The sequence below is a fragment of the Nocardia sp. NPDC049526 genome (assembly GCF_044465765.1).
In the GTDB taxonomy this organism is placed as follows: Bacteria; Actinomycetota; Actinomycetes; order Mycobacteriales; family Mycobacteriaceae; genus Nocardia.
In genome coordinates, this window is sequence record NZ_JBITMA010000005.1 from 190010 (window position 1) to 207095 (window position 17086).

The window sequence follows — 17086 nt, forward strand, 5'->3', positions numbered from 1 at the left end:
TCACGCTGGGTAGACGCCGGGGACGCCGAAAACGTGAGATTCCCAGGTCAGGCTCACTGCGACTCCGGGGTGCGCGACAGGCCGCTGGCACGCAGGACGCGGCGGTCGATGGCGGCGCGGATGGAGTCGTCGGTGCCGATGATGCGTACATGGCGACGAGCGCGGGTAATGGCCGTGTACAGCAGTTCCCTGGTGAGCAGGGTGGATTCGGGTTCGGGCAGGACGACCGAGACGGTGTCGTACTGGCTGCCCTGGCTGCGGTGGATGGTCATGGCGAAGACGGTGACCACGGCCGGAAATTGGGTCGGGTGCACCAGATAGGGTTCGCTGCCGCGCTGCAGGGCCGCACGTAACGAACCGTCGGGCGTGCGCACAATCACGCCGGTATCGCCGTTGTAGATGCGCGCCTCGTGGTCGTTGGCGGTGACCAGCAGGGGTTGGCCCGGATACCACGGCGCCTGATGCGAGTCCGGCCCCGCACCACCGGCCGCGGCCCACTCGCCTGCCATACGATCCCAGCGTTCGACGCCGAAGGGACCTTGGCGGTGCGCACACAGGAGGCGGTGGGATTCGAGGGCGGTCAGTGCGGCCGCGGCATCGCCGTCGAGGGCGGCCACGGTGACCGCACGGGCGGCGCGCACCACATCGGCGCGGACGGGTGCGGTGTCCTCAGGGGTACAGAGCGAGAGTTCTTCACCTCCCGCCCGCAGCAGTGCGAGTGCGGCCTCGGCATCACCGGCGCGGACCGCGACAGCGAGTTCGGCGATTTTGCCGCCGAAGCGGCGGCCACGGGTCAGCCGGACGATGCCGCCGCGCAGCCGGATTCGCTCCAGATCGGTCAGCGCCTCCGGATTACCGTCGGCCGCAATGGATTCCGCACCGAGTACCTGTTCCAGAACCGGATTCGGTTCGCCGACAACGGGGCCGGCGACGAGATCGGCGAGTACCGCACCCGCGTCGACCGAGGCGAGCTGATCCGGATCGCCGACGAGCACCAGGCGGGTATCCGGACGCAGTGCGGCCAGCAGACTGCTCATCATCGTCAGCGACACCATGGAGGTTTCGTCGACCACGATCGCGTCATAGGGCAATCGGTTGAATTCGTGGTACCGGAACCGGGTCGCCCGGCCGCGCTGCCAACCGAGCAGACGATGCAGGGTTGCGGCGGTCAACTCTGGCAGCGCGAGCGATTCGGCCTGCTCGCGCACCGCTTCCTGCAACCGCGCGGCCGCTTTGCCGGTGGGCGCGGCCATAGCGATGCGCAGTGTGGGCAACTTAGGATGCGCCTGCTGATGCGCGTCGAGCAGGGCCAGGATGCGGGCGATGGTGTGGGTCTTGCCGGTACCCGGCCCGCCCGCCACCACCGTGGTCCAGTGCGTCGCGGCCAGTGCGGCGGCGATCCGCTGGCGGTCCGGGGCCGCACCGACCGGGGCGTCGAAGAGCCGGTCGAGCTCGCGGCGCACGATTGCCGGGTCCACCTTCGGATGGTGTCCGGAGCGCTCGGTGAGCACGCGGCGGATCGTCTGTTCCTGCTGGTAATAGCGGTCCAGATAGAGCAATGGCCCCGCGACCAGCCGCAACGGCTGCAACGGACCAGCCGGTCCCCCGCACACCAATGGACTGACCCGCAACGCGGCGACCACCGCATCGATATCCGGCCACGGCAACGTCGCCGGATCGATACCAGCACCCGCATCCCAGGTTTCATCGGCATCGATGCCGATTTCGCGCATCCGCTGCAGTTCCAGACAGACCGACCCCGAACGCACCGCCCGCACCGCGAGCGCAGCCGCGAACAGCACCTCTTGCGAGGTTTCCCGGCCCATCCGGCCCAATCGGAGAGCGACGTGCACGTCGGCGGCGGAGAGCACACCGGCCTCGTTGAATATGCGCAGCAGTCCGGTTCCCCGCTGCGCCAACTGGATCGACGTCATCGGGCAGCCTCCCCCGCCAGCAGATCGGACAGGGCGACGATCAGCGCGGCCGGTGGATTCCAGTCGAAAACACCACAGCCCGACGGAGTTTCGGGACCGATCATGCCGCGGACGAAAAGGTAGCGGGCACCACCGAGATGGCGCGTCGGATCGTAGCCGGGCAGCCGCCACCGCAGATAGCGGTGCAGGGCGACCGCGTAGAGCAGGGCCTGCAGCGGGTAGTGCGAGCGCAGCATTTCGGCGGCCATGCGGTCGTGGGTGTAGTGGTCGACGGTGAGATCGCCGGTGCCGAGCCGGTTGGTTTTGTAGTCGACGATGACGAATCGTGGTTCTGCGCCCGAGTTTTCGGTAATGCGCAGCACCGCGTCGATACTGCCGGTGAGGTAGCCGCGCAGCGGGGTGTCGTCCAGGGAGGCGAGTAGGTCGGCATAGCTGGACAAGGAATCGTCGGCCGGGAGATGGGTTCGCAGCAGATCGGCGATCCGGCGCAGCGTGACCGTATCCGCCCCCGGAATGTCGCCGCCGGCGAGCGGGAGCTCGAAGTCGAGTTCGTTGAGCCGGTCGCGGGTGGAAATCTCGGCGAGACAACCGAATCCGAGCGGGGTGTGCAGTACGGCGAGTAGGGCGTTGCCGAGTACCACCGGATCGGCCTCGGCCATCAGCTCTTCGGTGGCCGCACGGCAGCGGGTGTGCACCTCGGTGGCCAGATCCGGTGTGTCGGTATCGATTCGCTCGAGCACACCGTGCACCAAGGTGCCGAATTCGGCGCCGTAGGGCAGCGCGTTCATCAAGGACCGGGCCGCATCGGCGATCGCGGGTTCGGCTTCGGCGAGCAGGGGCATGCCGGGTTCGTCGGACTGGCCGCGGTCGTCCTCGGGTTCGGCCTCGGGAATCGCGGCATCGTGCGCACCTGCCGTCAGCGCCGAATAGGAAGTGCGACGCCACTGCAGGTCCATGGTGCGGGTGAAGTGCGCCGCGGCGATGGCCCCGGTCGGGAGCTCGCTGCGCACGCGGCGGATCTCGACCGTATCGGTGTGCTCCACGCCTGCCACCGAAATGGCGTCCGGCCTACCGGCCGCCCAGGCCGAAAGCATCGACACCGCAACGGAATCCGCGGGTACCGCCGCCTTGCTCGGCACGAGATCCCCACCGTCCGGGCGGCCGAGGACCATCCGATGCAGCGGCGCGTTGGCCGTGGTGATCGCCGGTGCCCACCAGGCGACGATCTGACACATCGCGCGGGTGAGTGCGACGTACAGCAGGCGCAGTTCCTCACCTGCCTCCTCGGTTTCACTGCGCAGCTTGCGCTCGCCGTAACCGGACGCGTCCTGGCCGCCGACATCGAGGACACGGGCGCCGTCGTCGGTGTGGAACAGCAGGGTCTGCGGGTATGGGTTCTTCGCGTTGTCCCACGCGAAAGGCAGGTAGACGATGGGGAATTCGAGTCCCTTGCTGGCATGTACGGTGGCGATCTGCACGGCCGCGGCATCGCGATCGAGGCGACGGCTGCGGTCGGCGACCGACCCGGAGGCGGGATCGCGCACGCGGTCGGCGAGCCAGCGGGTCAGCGCGGTGAGGCCGAGACCTTCGCTCAGCGCGACCTGATCCAGCAGCTGCGCGATATGCCGCAGATCGGTCAGCTCGCGTTCGCCGTTCTCGACCGAGAGCAGTCGCTGGGCCAGATTCGCTTCGGCGGAGATCTTTTCGAAGACCGCCGCGAAACCCGCGCGCGCGAACAGCCGGGCCGCCTCCCGCAGTTGGGCGGAGATGCGGCCGACCAGATCCGCACCGCCGCTGTCGATTTCGACCGCGGTCACGCCGAGCAGCGGAGTGCAAGCGGCAAGGCGGACACGATCGGAGCGATGGGGCTGTTCGAGCGCGCGCAGCAGCCAGAGCCAGTCCGTCGCACTGCCGGTGGCGAATACGCTGGTGCCACCCGCGAGTACGGACGCAACCCCGACCCGGTCCAAAGCGGTTCGCACCACGTCGATTTGAGATCGAGTCCGCACCAGTACCGCGATATCACCAGGCCCGATCGGCCGCGATCCGGTCTTCGCCTCGAACAGCGCACCGGACTCGAGCAACCGCACGATATCGGCCGCGAGATCATCGGCGACCTTCGCCCGCATGCGCCCGACCGCCGGGAATCCCGATTTGTTCAACGGCCCCGCACCGGTGCGCGGCAGACACCGCATCCGCAGCGGCGTCGTCAGTTCCTCGGGTCCGGACAGACGCGACCAGCCGCGGGTCGCGGTGACCGGATAGACCGTGATCTCCTTGTGCCCCAATGCCGCACCGCCCTGCAGATGATCCAACGCAGCAAGCAGACCCGCATCGCTACGCCAGTTGTCGGTGAGCTCCTTGCGGGTATCAGCGTGTGCGACGGCATCGAGATAGCTGAGCACCTCCGCGCCGCGGAACGCATAGATGGCCTGCTTCGGATCACCGACGAGCACCAGGGTCGAATGCCCGTGGAACGCCAACCGCAAGATGTCCCACTGCAGCGGATCGGTGTCCTGAAATTCGTCGACCAGGGCGACCCGATACCGGTCACGGATGCGGCGACAGGCCCGCGGCCCGTGCTCCGGATCGGCGAGCACATCGTGCAGCAGCACCAGCAGATCGTCGAAATCGCGCAGTCCGGCGAGGCGTTTGCGGCGCTCGGTTTCCGCGCGCACCGCGGCGGCGAAGGCGACCCGCTCCCCCGCCGGTCCCTCCCCCTTCGGCACCAATACGGCGTGGCGATCCTGCACCGCCGCCAGCGCCAGCGTATGTGCCTCCTTCAGCGAAAACGGCGGCTCCGCACGGGCATACCGGTTCAGGTACAGGTCATCGGCGACCGTGCCGATCAGATCATCGATCGTCTCGACCAAGCGCGACCCCGGATCATGTTCGCCCGCCAACCCGAGTTCATCGAGCATTCGCTGGCAGAAACTGTGCGTCGTCGCGATGGTCCCGGCATCGAAATCCGAAAGCGCGGTGAGCAATCGCCGACGCCGCAGCAGTACCTCGGCCGAATCCGCCTGCGCCAGCAGGCGAATCAGCTCATCGGTATGGGCCCGAGCTGTCTCCGGATCGGCCAGTGCCGCCGCCACCGCGACGAACCGGTCCCGCGTCCGTTCCCGCAGTTCCTGGGTGGCGGCCCGACTGAATGTCACCAGCAATAGCTGCGAAATATCGATCCCGATCTCGGCGACATACCGCACGGCCAACCCGACGATCGCATGCGTCTTACCGGTACCGGCGCTCGCCTCGAGCACTGTGGTTCCGGTCGGCAGGGGCCCGTTGGGATCGAATCGGTCGGCGTCCAGCGAGGGCGCGGCGAATGTGGTGTCCTCGATGGTCATCCCCGCCGCGCCTTTCCGTGCCTGGCAAATCCGGTGCTCGCCTCCACCGTCCACCCGACGCCCGCCCGCATCCGGGAGGCGCGCCGAACGAGGTGCCGTCCCATTCGACCAGTACGCCAACTCATGGCTGGCCCTGATTCTCGGCGGCCAACAGCGGTGCCCACATGCGACGAGCCAGCGACCCGAAGCGGGTGGTTTCCCCGGGTTCGCCCGCGGGTGCGGGGGCAGCCATGAGGTGTTCCAGCCGAGGGGCAGAACCCCAGATGTAGCGCAGGTGACGGTCGGTGTGGTCACCGAACGGCCCGGGACCGTTGGGCCCGCCGTTGAATTCGCGTTCGGCGGCGCTCACCGCTTCGTCGGCGTTCGAGCCGCGGAAGCGACGTTCGGCGTAAACGGCGCTCGCGGAAGGGGTGATCGGCAGCGGTTCGGTCAGACCGGCATCACGCAGCCGCACCAGTTCACGCAGGATCGCCAGCGCGGCAGGTGGTTCCGGAGCCACGATTTCGGAACGCCATGCGGGACGGCCGAATTGGCCGCGACCAGTGGTGACAGCGCGCCACGAGCGGTCCTCCGTGACAGCCAGTGCCAGCAACGAAACCCAGGCGGCAATGCGGTGTTTCGGAGCGAGCCGGGAGAACGTGGTGCGGACCAAGGATTCACCGCGCACCTCGGGCACCGTGCCGGTGAGCCGACGGCCATTGCCGAGATCCACCGCGATATCGACCGCGCGCGGCGCACCCTCGTAGTCCGGCAGCGCCGCCCGCACCAGCTTGTCCACCGTCGACTCGACCTCGTCGAGCACCGCACCACCGAAACCGAACGGCGGCAATGTCCCGCGCCGCCACTCGGCCGCGCGCAGCGTCGATGGATCCGCACCAGTGAGCCGCGCGGACAGCAATCGTTCGCCCAGCTCCCATTTCGCGAGGCCGTCGAGTTCGATGGGCAGCCGGTCGGCAATGTCGTCTTCGTGTTCGGGAACGCGCAGCCCGAGGCGCTGCCACAGGAAAGCCCGCACCGGATGTTCGACGAACGAAATCAGCTCGGCCAATGCAACATCCGCGGGTTCGAGTGCGGGCAGCGGTTCAGGCAGGAATACGGAACGCGGCTGTGCGGGTTGTCCAGCGGCTTGCGCGCCGGCGAGGGCGACGGTATCGAAGCTGAACGGGCGCTCGGCCGCGAAATTGCGACGGTCGAAGCCCTGCAACGGATGTCGGGTCACCACCGCGTCCATACCGGCCGCGCCGACATGCGCGCGAAGTGCATCGAGCAGTTCGGCGACCGGGATAGCGGGCGGGCGATGCGCACCGGTCACCGGGTCGGCTCCGGTGTGGAAGATCAGAAGCTGCTCCGTGGCCGCGAGCACCGCATCCAGCAGCAGCTGGCGATCCTCACTGCGCGCATCCCGTTCGCCCAGCAGCGGATTGCGTGCGAGCACGTCGTCGCCGTCCACGCCGCTGGTGCGCGGGAAGATCTCGTCGTCGAGGCCGAGCAACACCACCACTCGATGCGGCACCGAACGCATCGGCACCATCGTGCACACCGTCAGCTCGCCGGTCCGGAAATTCGCCCTGGTCGGTCGTGCCGCGAGCCGACTCGACAGCAGCAGACCGACATCCGGCAGCCGCAATGGCACATCACCCGCATGCTCGGTGGCGGCCGCCAGCTCACGGCGGGCCTCGGTGCGCACCCACGCCTGACTGTCGGGCACATCGGTGAGCAGGTCGAGGCACCGGCCGAGTACCGCCGCCCACTCGTGCGCCGGACGGGGTCCGCGTAGGTCGCGCAGGCAGACCGCGAGCCGGTCGATGAATTCCGCGAACCGGCCGGCCAGATCCACATCATTGCTGTCCACATCGTCCAGCGGCAGCGCGAGATCCAGCCAGTCCTCGGAAGATTCGTCCGCGGTGACACCGAGTAGGATGCGGTCCACCGCACTATTGAGCGTGTTCTGGGCGAAGTCGGCCAGCCCGAACGCCTGCCGCTGCCGCTGCCCGATACCCCACCGCGCACCGGATTCGGCTGCCCACTCGCGCAACCGCTCGATATCGTCGTCGTCGAAACCGCAACGGCGACGGACGGTTTCGGACGCCGCGAGATCCAGGACCTGGGTGACCGTCACCCGCCCGTCGGCGAGCTCGAGCAATACCGCGATCACCGCGAGCATCGGATTGGTCACCCCACGCCCCCGATCGGCGAGCCGCACCCGCAGCAGATGCGCGGGATGCGCCGAATCCCCCACCGACTCGACCGATCCCACCATCTTCTGCCCGAACGCCGCCCGCACCAGCGGCGCATACGCTTCCACCTCGGGACACATGATCAACACGTCACGCGGTTCCAGTGTGTGATCGGCCGCGAACAAGCCGAGCAGGCATTCGCGCAACACCTCGACCTGTCGGGCCGGCCCATGACACGAATGCACCTGCACGGTGCGGTCATCGAAGCTCGCAGGTTCGGGTGGCCACACATCGTCGCGAATCCCGGACTGCAGGGCGGTCAACAGTGTCGGACCCGAATCTCCCTGACGGCCATCCTGATTCGACGCGACAGCCGCATGGTGCCGATCCACGGCACCGACCAGCCGCTGCTGGAGCTCGCGTACGTCCCTGCCGAGCCCCGCGAGCAACGGATGCCGCACCACCGTCGCACTGACATCATCGGCCCGTGCCACCGCGGGGGCCAGTCCAGTCAACTCCGTCCACATCGTGGGACTCGGATGCGCGAGCCAGAGGTGTACATCCCGCCCCTCCCCCAGCGCAGATAACACCGCGAGTTGATCGCTCGGCAACCGCGTCACCCCGAACAACGACAAACGCCCGGGCAGATCGACCAGATCCGGCTCGTCCCGCAACCGCGCACAGGCCGCGTCCAACCGCTCGGCCGGACTCGGCACCCCGACCTCGGCCCGCAACCGCCGCCACAATTCCGGTTGCCACCGCAGATCATCCGGCACCGCACGGCCGGCACCGTCAGTATCCGAACCCGCCGCCCACTCCTTGATGAGACCTGGCCGCTGCGCCGCGTAGCTGTCGAACAGCGCCGCCAGATGCGCGGCGGTCGCATACCGCCGACCGACCCGATGTCCGGCGGGTTCCCCGACCCCGAGATGTCGCGCGAGTACCGCGCTCCACGGTTCGCCCAGCGACGCATCGATCACCCGCAGCAATGTCCACACGACCTGCTCCGACGCCCACGGATCCGCCGCCGCCGGCACGCCACTCGCCGCCGCCGATACTTCGGCGACCAACGCACCGGGAGACGGGAATTCGATATTCGCGGCAACACCGTCGGAGCGACCGGAAACGCCGAGCACCGTCGACAGCCGCTGCGTCAACCACCGCTCGACACCCTTCGCCGGCACCGCGACCACCTCGGCCACGAAGGCGTCCGGCAACGGCTCGGCAAGCAGTGCGGCCAACGCCTCCGCCAACGCGTCGGCGCGCTCGGCACGATGTATGTGCAGCGGCATCTGCGCCCTCTCGTCGGATGGTCCGGTATGTCCGCACCGCGCGTCAAGTCGCCTATCCGCACGCCTCGGCGCTTCCGCACGTTTATACGCCCAGCGACCAGCACGCAACCTCCCGGCCCCATTCCCGCGGGAGTGAAATAAGCCACACGCGAACGATTTACTTCGTCGTGTCACCCCGGATCGCGGGCGTCGATGTGCAACAGTGCTCAACCGGGGAGGAACGGGATAGCTGCACGAAAGGCTGGTTCGCGTTCATGATGGCGATGGTGATTCCCCTGATGCCGAGAGGCGGATTCACGGTCCGCCGGGTCGGTGACAGATGGGAGCTGGTCAACTCGCGCTCCTTTGGTCGCACCGTCGTCCTACACTCCTGGCCGCGGGATCAGCATGCCGAGGCCTTCGCGCACTGCTACCGCCTCAACGGTCGCACCGTCGAGGAATTGCACGCCGCATTCCGCTAGAGCGAAAGACGCTGCGGTACAAGCACGCAACGCCGTCTACCACAGCGTCGCGCAGAGCTCAAGACGTGCGTCCGGCCCGCCGATGTGCGATCGTGTTGCCTCGTGCGTCACGCCTCCGTCTCTGTCCTCGCCGCTGCGGCGATCCTGGTCCCCACTACAACCGCGCTGATCCCGTCGGCCTATGCGGCGCCTCCGGCCCATACGCAGGGCTGCATCGCTGGTTTCGATTGCGATATGAGCAGCCGAATCGCCGCCGTCGACGCGTATTTGAAGAATCGGCCCGGTGTGACCGGCTATGTGGTCCGCGACCGGGTCAGCGGTGGGGTGTACGCGAACGAGAATGCGGAGAACTCGGTCTGGACCGCCTCCACCATCAAACTGGCGATCGCCGCCGATCTGCTCAACCGCGCGCGTGCGGGCGTGATCGGTCTCGGTCCCGAGGACCGCGGCCTGATGGAATCGATGCTCGCCACCTCCAATGACCAAGCCGCCGACATCCTCTGGAACAAGTACGCCGGCCTCGATCGGATGGCCTACAACAATGCCTTCCGCGCCAGCGGCATGGTGAATCTGGTTCCGCAGCCGACGAATACCGCGATGTTCCCGGACTGGTCGTTCCAGAAGTGCACCCCCGCCGACCTGGATCGGCTGATGGATTCGATCTTCAACAATATGCACCCGGACGACCGGAACTACCTGTTCGACCGTATGCGCGCGGTCGACAGCAACCAGCACTGGGGCGTGTGGGGCGCGGGCGCAGCGATGCGTCCCGGCCTCAAGAACGGCTGGTCCGAGGAGCAGGGCGGCTGGGTGGTGAACTCGGTCGGCTTCGCAGGCCCCGGCGAGCGCTACACCCTGGCCATCATGAGCTCGCTCGGCAGCGACGGCGGCTACACCGAAGGCGCCGCGACCGACACCAAGGTCGCCGAACTCCTTTTCAGCGGCCGCTGAGCTGATCCTTTCGAGCGACTCGCAAACGATCGCCACGGCGCAAAGACATGGGCGCACCATCCCGGGGGAACGGAATCGTCGTGAATCCCCACGGCATTCGGTAATCCCCCGGGAGCTCCCATTCGTAATCCCGCACCAGCGCGGCAATGAGCGTCTTCACCTCGAATGTCCCGAAGTGCATTCCGATGCACTTGTGCGCACCCGCGCCGAAGGGAACCCAGGCGAGTCGATGCGATTTGTCCTCGCGCCGCGCTTCGCCGAAGCGTTCCGGATCGAACACCTCCGGCCGGGTCCACAGCTCCGGCAGGAAGTGATTGACCGTATACACGCAATCGATCGGCGTACCCGCCGGAATGTAATGCCCGAGAATTTCGGTGTCGCGCACCGCCCGTCGCGGCAGTCCGGGCACCGGCGGCATCAATCGCAAACTCTCCTTGATCACCAGATCCAGTTCACGCATCCGGTCCAGATCGGCGATTGTCGGTGCGGCGCCGCCGATTTCGGCATCGACCGCGTGCACCTCGGCGCGCACCCGCCGCTGCCATTCGGGATGCTTTCCGAGGTAGTAGGCCACGGCGGTGGCGGTGGTCGTCGTGGTGTCGTGGGCGGCCATGATCAGGAAGATCATGTGGTTGACCACATCCGCGTCGCTGAATTCGGCGCCGTCCTCGGTGCGCGCATGACACAGTCCGGAGAAGAAGTCCGCCGACTCGCTCCGTCGCTTGCTCGGCAGCATGTCGGTGAAGTACTGCTCGAGCACCTTGCGTCCGCGCAGCCCGGCACGCCAATTGCCGCCGGGTACCGGATGTCGAATAACCGATAGTCCGGCATGGGTGCAGTCGATGAACGCATCGATGAGCTTGCGGCGCTGCATCCCGATATCGACGCCCATGAAGGTCTCGCCCGCGATCTCCAGCGCTAATTCCTTGATCATCGGATAGAGCCGGACGGTGCCGTCGGTCCGCGGCACCCACCGATCGACGGCGGCCCGCGCCACCGGCGTCAACGCCGCGAGATGCGCCTCGAGCCGCTCCCTGGTGAAGGCCTGCTGCATGATCCGGCGATGGAACATGTGCTCGTCGAATTCCAGGAGCAGCAGTCCGCGCCGGAAGAACGGACCGATGAAGTAGTCCCAGCCCTGGCCGAAATCGCGACGCCGCTTACCGAGCACCTCATCTAGCGCCTCCGGACCGGAGACCAGCACCCGATCCAGGCCCAGCAACGAATTCAGCGATACCGGACCATAGCGGCGATACCGCTGCATCATTTCCGCCGGACCCCAGCGCAAGTAGTGCAGGCCCCGGCCGAAATACGGAAGTCCGGCATCTCCTGTCACCGCAATCGCGGTGCTACCGCGGGGTGGTGAGGCCAGCACATGGGGGCGCTCGGGGACTCGACGCAGCAGTCGATCGATCAGATGGTCTTCCGGGACGTCGATGAGCGACGCATTCTCGGATTCATGCCGCACGCTGGGCTTTCCATTCCCGCCGCGGATGTGGGCGACACGGCCACCGGCGACCATGACAAACCTCCCTGGAACGACAGGATCTATCGTATTCTCTTTTCACATTCGTTCGCTCGAAAGAATCGGCACATCAGCAACCGGGATCTCGCCGCGACGGCCGGCAGAGCGCCGACTACCGTAAGTCGGGTCAACACCGTTCGAGGGGCCGCACCCCAGGTTTGAGGAGCACCGACGATGAGCACTCAGTCTGTCCAGGAGAACCATCGCCACCGGGTGGTGGTGATCGGCTCCGGATTCGGCGGCTTGTTCGGTACCAAGCACCTCAAACATGCCGACGTCGACGTCACCTTGATCTCCAAGACCTCGACCCACCTGTTCCAGCCGCTGCTCTACCAGGTGGCCACCGGCATCCTGTCGGTCGGTGAGATCGCCCCCGCGACCCGGCTGGTGCTGCGCAAACAGAAGAACGCCCAGGTGCTGCTCGGCGATGTCATCGATATCGACCTCGAGCACAAGACGGTCACCTCGCAGCTGCTCAACCAGAACACCGTCACCTCCTTCGACAGTCTGATCGTGGCGACCGGCGCGCAGCAGTCCTACTTCGGCAACGACCAGTTCGCCACCTACGCCCCCGGCATGAAGACCATCGACGACGCGCTGGAGCTACGCGCGCGCATCCTTGGCTCATTCGAAGGCGCCGAACTGGCCACTACCCAGGAAGTGCGGGACCGACTGCTCACCTTCGTCGTTATCGGCGCCGGACCCACCGGTGTCGAATTGGCCGGTCAGATCGCCGAACTGGCCGATCGCACCCTGGAGGGCACCTTCCACAACATCGATCCGCGCGATGCCAGGGTGATCCTGGTCGAGGGCGCGGGCGCGGTGCTGGGCCCGATGGGTCCGAAGCTGGGCGGTAAGGCCAAGCGGCGGCTAGAGAAGATGGGTGTGGAGATCCAGCTCAACGCCATGGTCACCAATGTCGACGCGCACGGGGTCACGGTGAAGGATGCCGACGGCACGGTGCGCCGGATCGAATCCTCGTGCAAGGTGTGGTCGGCCGGTGTACAGGCCAGCCCGCTGGGCAAGATGCTCGCCGAACGCTCCGACGGCACCGAGACCGACCGCGCCGGACGCGTGATCGTCGAACCCGATCTGACCATCAAGGGCCACCCGAATGTCTTCGTGGTCGGCGACCTGATGTCGGTGCCGAATGTGCCCGGTCAGGCACAGGGCGCGATCCAGGGCGCGACCTATGCGGCCAAGCAGATCAAGGCCGGACTAAAAGGCCAAGCGCCGCAGGACCGCAAGCCGTTCAAGTACTTCAACAAGGGCAGCATGGCGACGGTGTCGCGGTTCAGCGCCGTCTGCCAGGTCGGCAAGCTGGAGTTCGGCGGATTCATCGCCTGGCTGGCCTGGCTCGCGCTGCACCTCTACTACCTGGTCGGCTACCGCAGCCGGATCATCACCGTCATCCAGTGGTTCGTGACCTTCCTCGGCCGCACCCGCGGGCAGATGGCGGCCACCGAGCAGTGGGTCTTCGCCCGGCTCGCGGTGGAGGCCGTGCAGGCCGATCAGCAGGATGCCGACGAACTCGCGGCCGCACTGGGGGCGCCACCCGCGGAGAACGGGAAGGCCGCGCGCACCGAGAAGGCGGCCGACCGCAAGGTAGGCTAGCCCTCAGCTAATCGTTAGCAACATCGCCGTCCTGCAAATTTTGCACCCATCCGAGAGTCCCTCGAATCCGAATGTGGGATGACATTTCTCCGGATGAAAGGCGATGCATGGGGACAGGCAAGCACAGAGCTCCTAACCCGCAGCGGCAGAAGATGGGGACGATGGTCGCGGCGGGTGCAGTACCACTCGTTCTGGCGCTGGTGGGCACCGGCACCGCGAATGCCGATCCCGCACAGTCGAATACGGTCACTCAGGAGCAGAAGCCGCAGTGGCCCGCGGCCGACGCGCCCAACGCGATGCCGTACGAGGGTCTGCACATCCCGGACGACACCAAGAGTTCGCTGCAGTGGTCGCGTCCCGCGCCGGATAAGAAGTACCTCGCGCCCGTCGGCGTGCTGCACCCGCCCGGCCCCGTGGCGCCGGTGCCGCCGATCGCGCCGCCGCCCGGCAAGTTCCGCTTCGGTGACGTCACCGTCGACGCGCCGGATTGGATCAACCAGGAGCAGGCGATCCAGATCAACGACAACTCCGCAATGGCCGAGGCCAATCTGGCGACATTCCTCGATTCGATCGGCATGGAACGCAGCCGCTCGGACCGGATCGCCGGACAGACCATCGGCACCGCCGCGATGGGTGCGATGGCGGGAGCCGGGGCGGCGATCCCGGTCGCGGCGACCTCCGCGCTGGTCGGCGGTGCCCTGGGACTGGTCTTCGGACTTGCGTTCGTGCCGGTCGGCGTGGTCGCCGGTCCGATGCTCGGGGCGGGCTTCGGCGCGGCCGTGATCACGGCCCCCGCGGCTGTGATCGGGGCGGCGGCCGGTGCGGCCGTCGGCGCGGTCAATGCGTTCAACGCGCCCTCGCGGGTCGTCGGTGACTGATCGAGCGCCGAACCAGGGTGGGAACCTGACGACGTTGTCGGGTTCCCACCTCTTTTCATTCCCCCGCCCGGCGCATGGCTACACCGTGTCGGTCCAGGCAAAAGCCCGCTGTGATGGATGACACATTGCTCGGCGAATCTGGAGCTATCGTGTACTGACGAGCAGCGGTCCCGTGCGGGTGGACAGGGTCCCGCCCAAAGCGAGCGGGAGGCGGGCCGCGACCAGGCCGTCGGTTTCCACGGGGCGGTCGTCCGGATAGACGAGTTCGCTGTCCAATGCCCTCGGTGCGGCGAGATTGTCATCGGTGGCACTACCCGCACCGAGTTCGAGTCGATGCCGCAACAGCGGCAGGGCGCCGATATCGGCGATCAGGTCACCGCGCCAACCGCCGCCGTCTTCGCCGGTGCGCCCGATCTGTACGCGTTCGCGCAGCCGTAGCTGGGCGTCGGGGGTCAATCGCACCTCGGTCACCGCGTGGTGGTGCGCGCCGCCCGCCACGATCGTCGGCTCCGGATCGAAATCCAGCTCGCCCGCGACGTCGAAATGCCAGTGCGCCAGCGACAATGGCGTGCGCATGCTCGGTAGCGCGATGGTGGCCGCGACCGAGCGCACGACCAGCCGGGCGCCCGCACCGACCACGATCTCGAGTTCGAGTTCATCGCCGCCGAGCGGGGTGGCCGCGGTGCCGATCAGGTGGACGGTGTCCGGTCCGGTGCGCCGGGCCGCCAGCCCACCGCTCGCGTGGATCTCGGGCAGCGTGCCGACGGCCGCGACAATGCGAACCTCAGTGCGCAACAGCGGATTCGGTGACTGATTTGTCCTGTTCGGCGATGGCCCGCAGCTGCTCGCGCACCCAAGCGAGCACCGCGGTGGCGGCCGGATCATCGGTCAGCGAGATCATCGCCGTGCGGCGGCCCTCGCGTACCTTCGCGGCATCGCGTGCCATGACGTCGAGGTCGGCACCGACCAGCGGGGCCAGATCGGTTTTGTTGATCACCAGCAGATCCGAGAACGTCACGCCGGGACCACCCTTGCGCGGCACCTTGTCGCCGCCCGCGACATCGATGACGAAGATCTGTACATCGATGAGGCCGGAGGAGAACGTGGCGGTGAGGTTGTCGCCGCCGGATTCGACCAGGATCAGATCCAGTGGCGGATTTGCCGCGATCAGATCGTCGATGGCATCGAGATTCGCGGTGATGTCGTCCCGAATGGCGGTATGCGGGCAGCCACCGGTCTGCACGGCGGTGATCCGCTCATCCGGCAGCACCGCGTGCTTGCGCAGGAAGTCGGCGTCCTCGGTGGTGTAGATGTCATTGGTCAGCACCGCGAGCGAGAGTTCGTCACGCAGCTGTCGGCACAGGGCGGCCACCAGGGCGGTCTTGCCCGAACCGACCGGGCCGCCGATACCGATGCGCAGTGCCTCGCCGGGCGTGCGCTCGCGCTTGGGCCGGTCGTGCGAGTGATCGTGCGGTTCGCCGTCGATCAGGTGGGGTGGCATATCGTGCTCCTTTCCGCCTTCATCCTTGCCGATTGCGCACCTAGGACGCGAACAGGGGCATATCGCGTACGACGTGTCGCTGTGCGAGCACGTCCTGTAGCGGATCCGAGAGCGCGGCGAGTTCGGTCGCGGCCGCGGCCGCGGTCCGATCGCAGAGTTCGCCGAGCCGGATCGTGCAGGCGGCGACAGCGGCGGGATCCAGCGCCAGCAACCGCTGTGCCGCCGTCGCCGCGCCGGTCATGGTCGTGTAGACGACGACCGCGGCGGCCTGCTCCGGAGTCGCACCGCAGATCTGCCCGACCACACCGAAGGCCGTCGACAGATGCGGCCGCACACCGACAACCGTCCATTCCGCCCCCGGCCAAACCTGTTTCGCCAACCGCACCAAACCACGCCCCTGTGCCCGCGACGCCGCCCGCGCGGCCGGAGCCGGTGTCCGCGCATCGGCCTCGGCTTCGGCCCGCTCGGCGGTCGACTTCCCCGCACACACCGCCGCCGCCAATGAGGCCGCCACCAGTCCGGACGTCCGGATCCGCCGCCGCAAATACAGCTCCACCGTCGCGACGTCGCGCACCACGCCGGACGCCACCGCCTCTTCCACACCGCCGGAATGCACATGTCCCCCGATCGGCAGCCGCGAGTCCGCCAACGCGAACAATGTCGCCAACCCCGCATCCGATCCGTGCACCCGTCGATCCTATGCGTGACACGGCCGGGCTCCCTCACCCCGACCGGGCCACACATGATCTTCGGACCGGAGCGGGCTCGGGATGTCTCCTGCCACCGCTGGGGGTCTGGAAACATGGGCGCGATGGGGTTCGATGAGAGCATCATGCGCGTCATCTCGGTCCGGCGCGCCGACGCGGTGACGCAGGTGATTCAGGGCATCGGCAATGCCGGAATGCGCATCGAGGTGCTCGAGATCGTCGCGCTGGCCGGGGTGTTGGCCGTGGTCGCGACGCGGAGCTGGCGGGTCGGCGGTATCGCGGCGGCGAGTCTGTTGCTGGGCGATTTCATCGCGCATTGGTTGAAGCAGGTGGTCGAGCGGCCGCGGCCGGCTGGAGATCTGACCTTGTGGCCCGAAATCCATAGCTGGGCAATGCCTTCCACTCATGCTGCGGCTACTTCGGCCCTGGCGATGGGCATATTCCTGGCGGTGGAGTGGCGCTCGCCCCGTAAGCGCCGCGCGGCGGGCACCGCACTCGTTGTGGCGGTGGTGTTCGTCGGCGGGTGCATGGTTTATCTCGGTGCACACTGGCCGACCGATGTCCTGGCCGGTTGGCTGCTCGGCGCGGGTGTCGGCGCTGCCGTCGCGTGGACGGCCGACAAGTTGCGCCCGAACCGCGATACCGCCAACCGCTTACCGTCCGACACGCCCGGAGTGCGATGAGTTTCGGGGGTCGGCG

12 protein-coding genes are annotated in these 17086 nt (G+C 67.5%); 5 read left to right on the forward strand and 7 right to left on the reverse strand.

Going from position 1 to position 17086, the window contains the following annotated elements; translation table 11 throughout:
* Window positions 1-53: 53 nt before the first annotated feature.
* From recD to recC, 3 genes are all read right to left on the reverse strand, one after another.
* Window positions 54-1934, reverse strand: coding sequence for an exodeoxyribonuclease V subunit alpha (recD, locus tag ACIBW7_RS17415; RefSeq protein ID WP_397047287.1), 1881 nt, complete (start codon window positions 1932-1934; stop codon window positions 54-56).
* Entirely contained in the window at window positions 1931-5281 is a 3351-nt protein-coding gene (locus tag ACIBW7_RS17420; protein ID WP_397047289.1) for a UvrD-helicase domain-containing protein, read from the reverse strand. The genes recD and ACIBW7_RS17420 overlap by 4 nt, the downstream gene beginning before the upstream one ends.
* A gap of 121 nt (window positions 5282-5402) precedes the next feature.
* Window positions 5403-8750: an exodeoxyribonuclease V subunit gamma gene (gene recC / locus ACIBW7_RS17425; RefSeq protein WP_397047291.1), complete on the reverse strand. Its 3348-nt coding sequence runs from the start codon at window positions 8748-8750 to the stop codon at window positions 5403-5405.
* Between the two features lie 263 nt (window positions 8751-9013).
* Between recC and ACIBW7_RS17430 the strand changes: the two genes are divergently transcribed.
* Together ACIBW7_RS17430 and ACIBW7_RS17435 are read left to right on the forward strand one after the other, a co-directional pair.
* Window positions 9014-9211, forward strand: a complete 198-nt coding sequence (locus tag ACIBW7_RS17430; protein WP_397047293.1) for a hypothetical protein — start codon at window positions 9014-9016, stop codon at window positions 9209-9211.
* Window positions 9212-9445: 234 nt separating this feature from the next.
* Window positions 9446-10162 carry a tat pathway signal sequence gene (locus ACIBW7_RS17435; RefSeq protein ID WP_397047295.1) on the forward strand — a complete coding sequence of 239 codons (717 nt, stop codon included), beginning with the start codon at window positions 9446-9448 and terminating at the stop codon, window positions 10160-10162.
* Here ACIBW7_RS17435 and ACIBW7_RS17440 read toward each other — a convergent pair.
* Complete coding sequence (locus ACIBW7_RS17440) at window positions 10149-11630, reverse strand: cytochrome P450 (protein ID WP_397047297.1); 1482 nt, start codon at window positions 11628-11630, stop codon at window positions 10149-10151. The genes ACIBW7_RS17435 and ACIBW7_RS17440 overlap by 14 nt on opposite strands.
* A 231-nt stretch (window positions 11631-11861) precedes the next feature.
* Between ACIBW7_RS17440 and ACIBW7_RS17445 the strand changes: the two genes are divergently transcribed.
* Both ACIBW7_RS17445 and ACIBW7_RS17450 read left to right on the forward strand, forming a co-directional pair.
* On the forward strand, window positions 11862-13301 hold the full coding sequence (locus tag ACIBW7_RS17445; protein WP_397047299.1) for an NAD(P)/FAD-dependent oxidoreductase: 1440 nt from the start codon (window positions 11862-11864) through the stop codon (window positions 13299-13301).
* A gap of 107 nt (window positions 13302-13408) precedes the next feature.
* Entirely contained in the window at window positions 13409-14179 is a 771-nt protein-coding gene (locus ACIBW7_RS17450) for a hypothetical protein (RefSeq protein WP_397047301.1), read from the forward strand.
* A 144-nt stretch (window positions 14180-14323) separates the two neighbouring features.
* Here ACIBW7_RS17450 and ACIBW7_RS17455 read toward each other — a convergent pair whose 3' ends face one another.
* Genes ACIBW7_RS17455 through ACIBW7_RS17465 form a run of 3 tightly spaced genes read right to left on the reverse strand, consistent with a single transcriptional unit; the run spans window position 14324 to window position 16368 of the window.
* Window positions 14324-14974: an urease accessory protein UreD gene (locus ACIBW7_RS17455; RefSeq protein WP_397047303.1), complete on the reverse strand. Its 651-nt coding sequence runs from the start codon at window positions 14972-14974 to the stop codon at window positions 14324-14326.
* Window positions 14964-15680, reverse strand: coding sequence for an urease accessory protein UreG (gene ureG, locus ACIBW7_RS17460; protein WP_397047305.1), 717 nt, complete (start codon window positions 15678-15680; stop codon window positions 14964-14966). Before ureG ends, ACIBW7_RS17455 begins: the two co-directional genes overlap by 11 nt.
* A 40-nt stretch (window positions 15681-15720) precedes the next feature.
* Complete coding sequence (locus ACIBW7_RS17465) at window positions 15721-16368, reverse strand: urease accessory protein UreF (RefSeq protein WP_397047306.1); 648 nt, start codon at window positions 16366-16368, stop codon at window positions 15721-15723.
* Between the two features lie 123 nt (window positions 16369-16491).
* Between ACIBW7_RS17465 and ACIBW7_RS17470 the strand changes: the two genes are divergently transcribed.
* Window positions 16492-17070, forward strand: coding sequence for a phosphatase PAP2 family protein (locus ACIBW7_RS17470; protein WP_397047308.1), 579 nt, complete (start codon window positions 16492-16494; stop codon window positions 17068-17070).
* The last annotated feature ends 16 nt before the right edge of the window (window positions 17071-17086 follow it).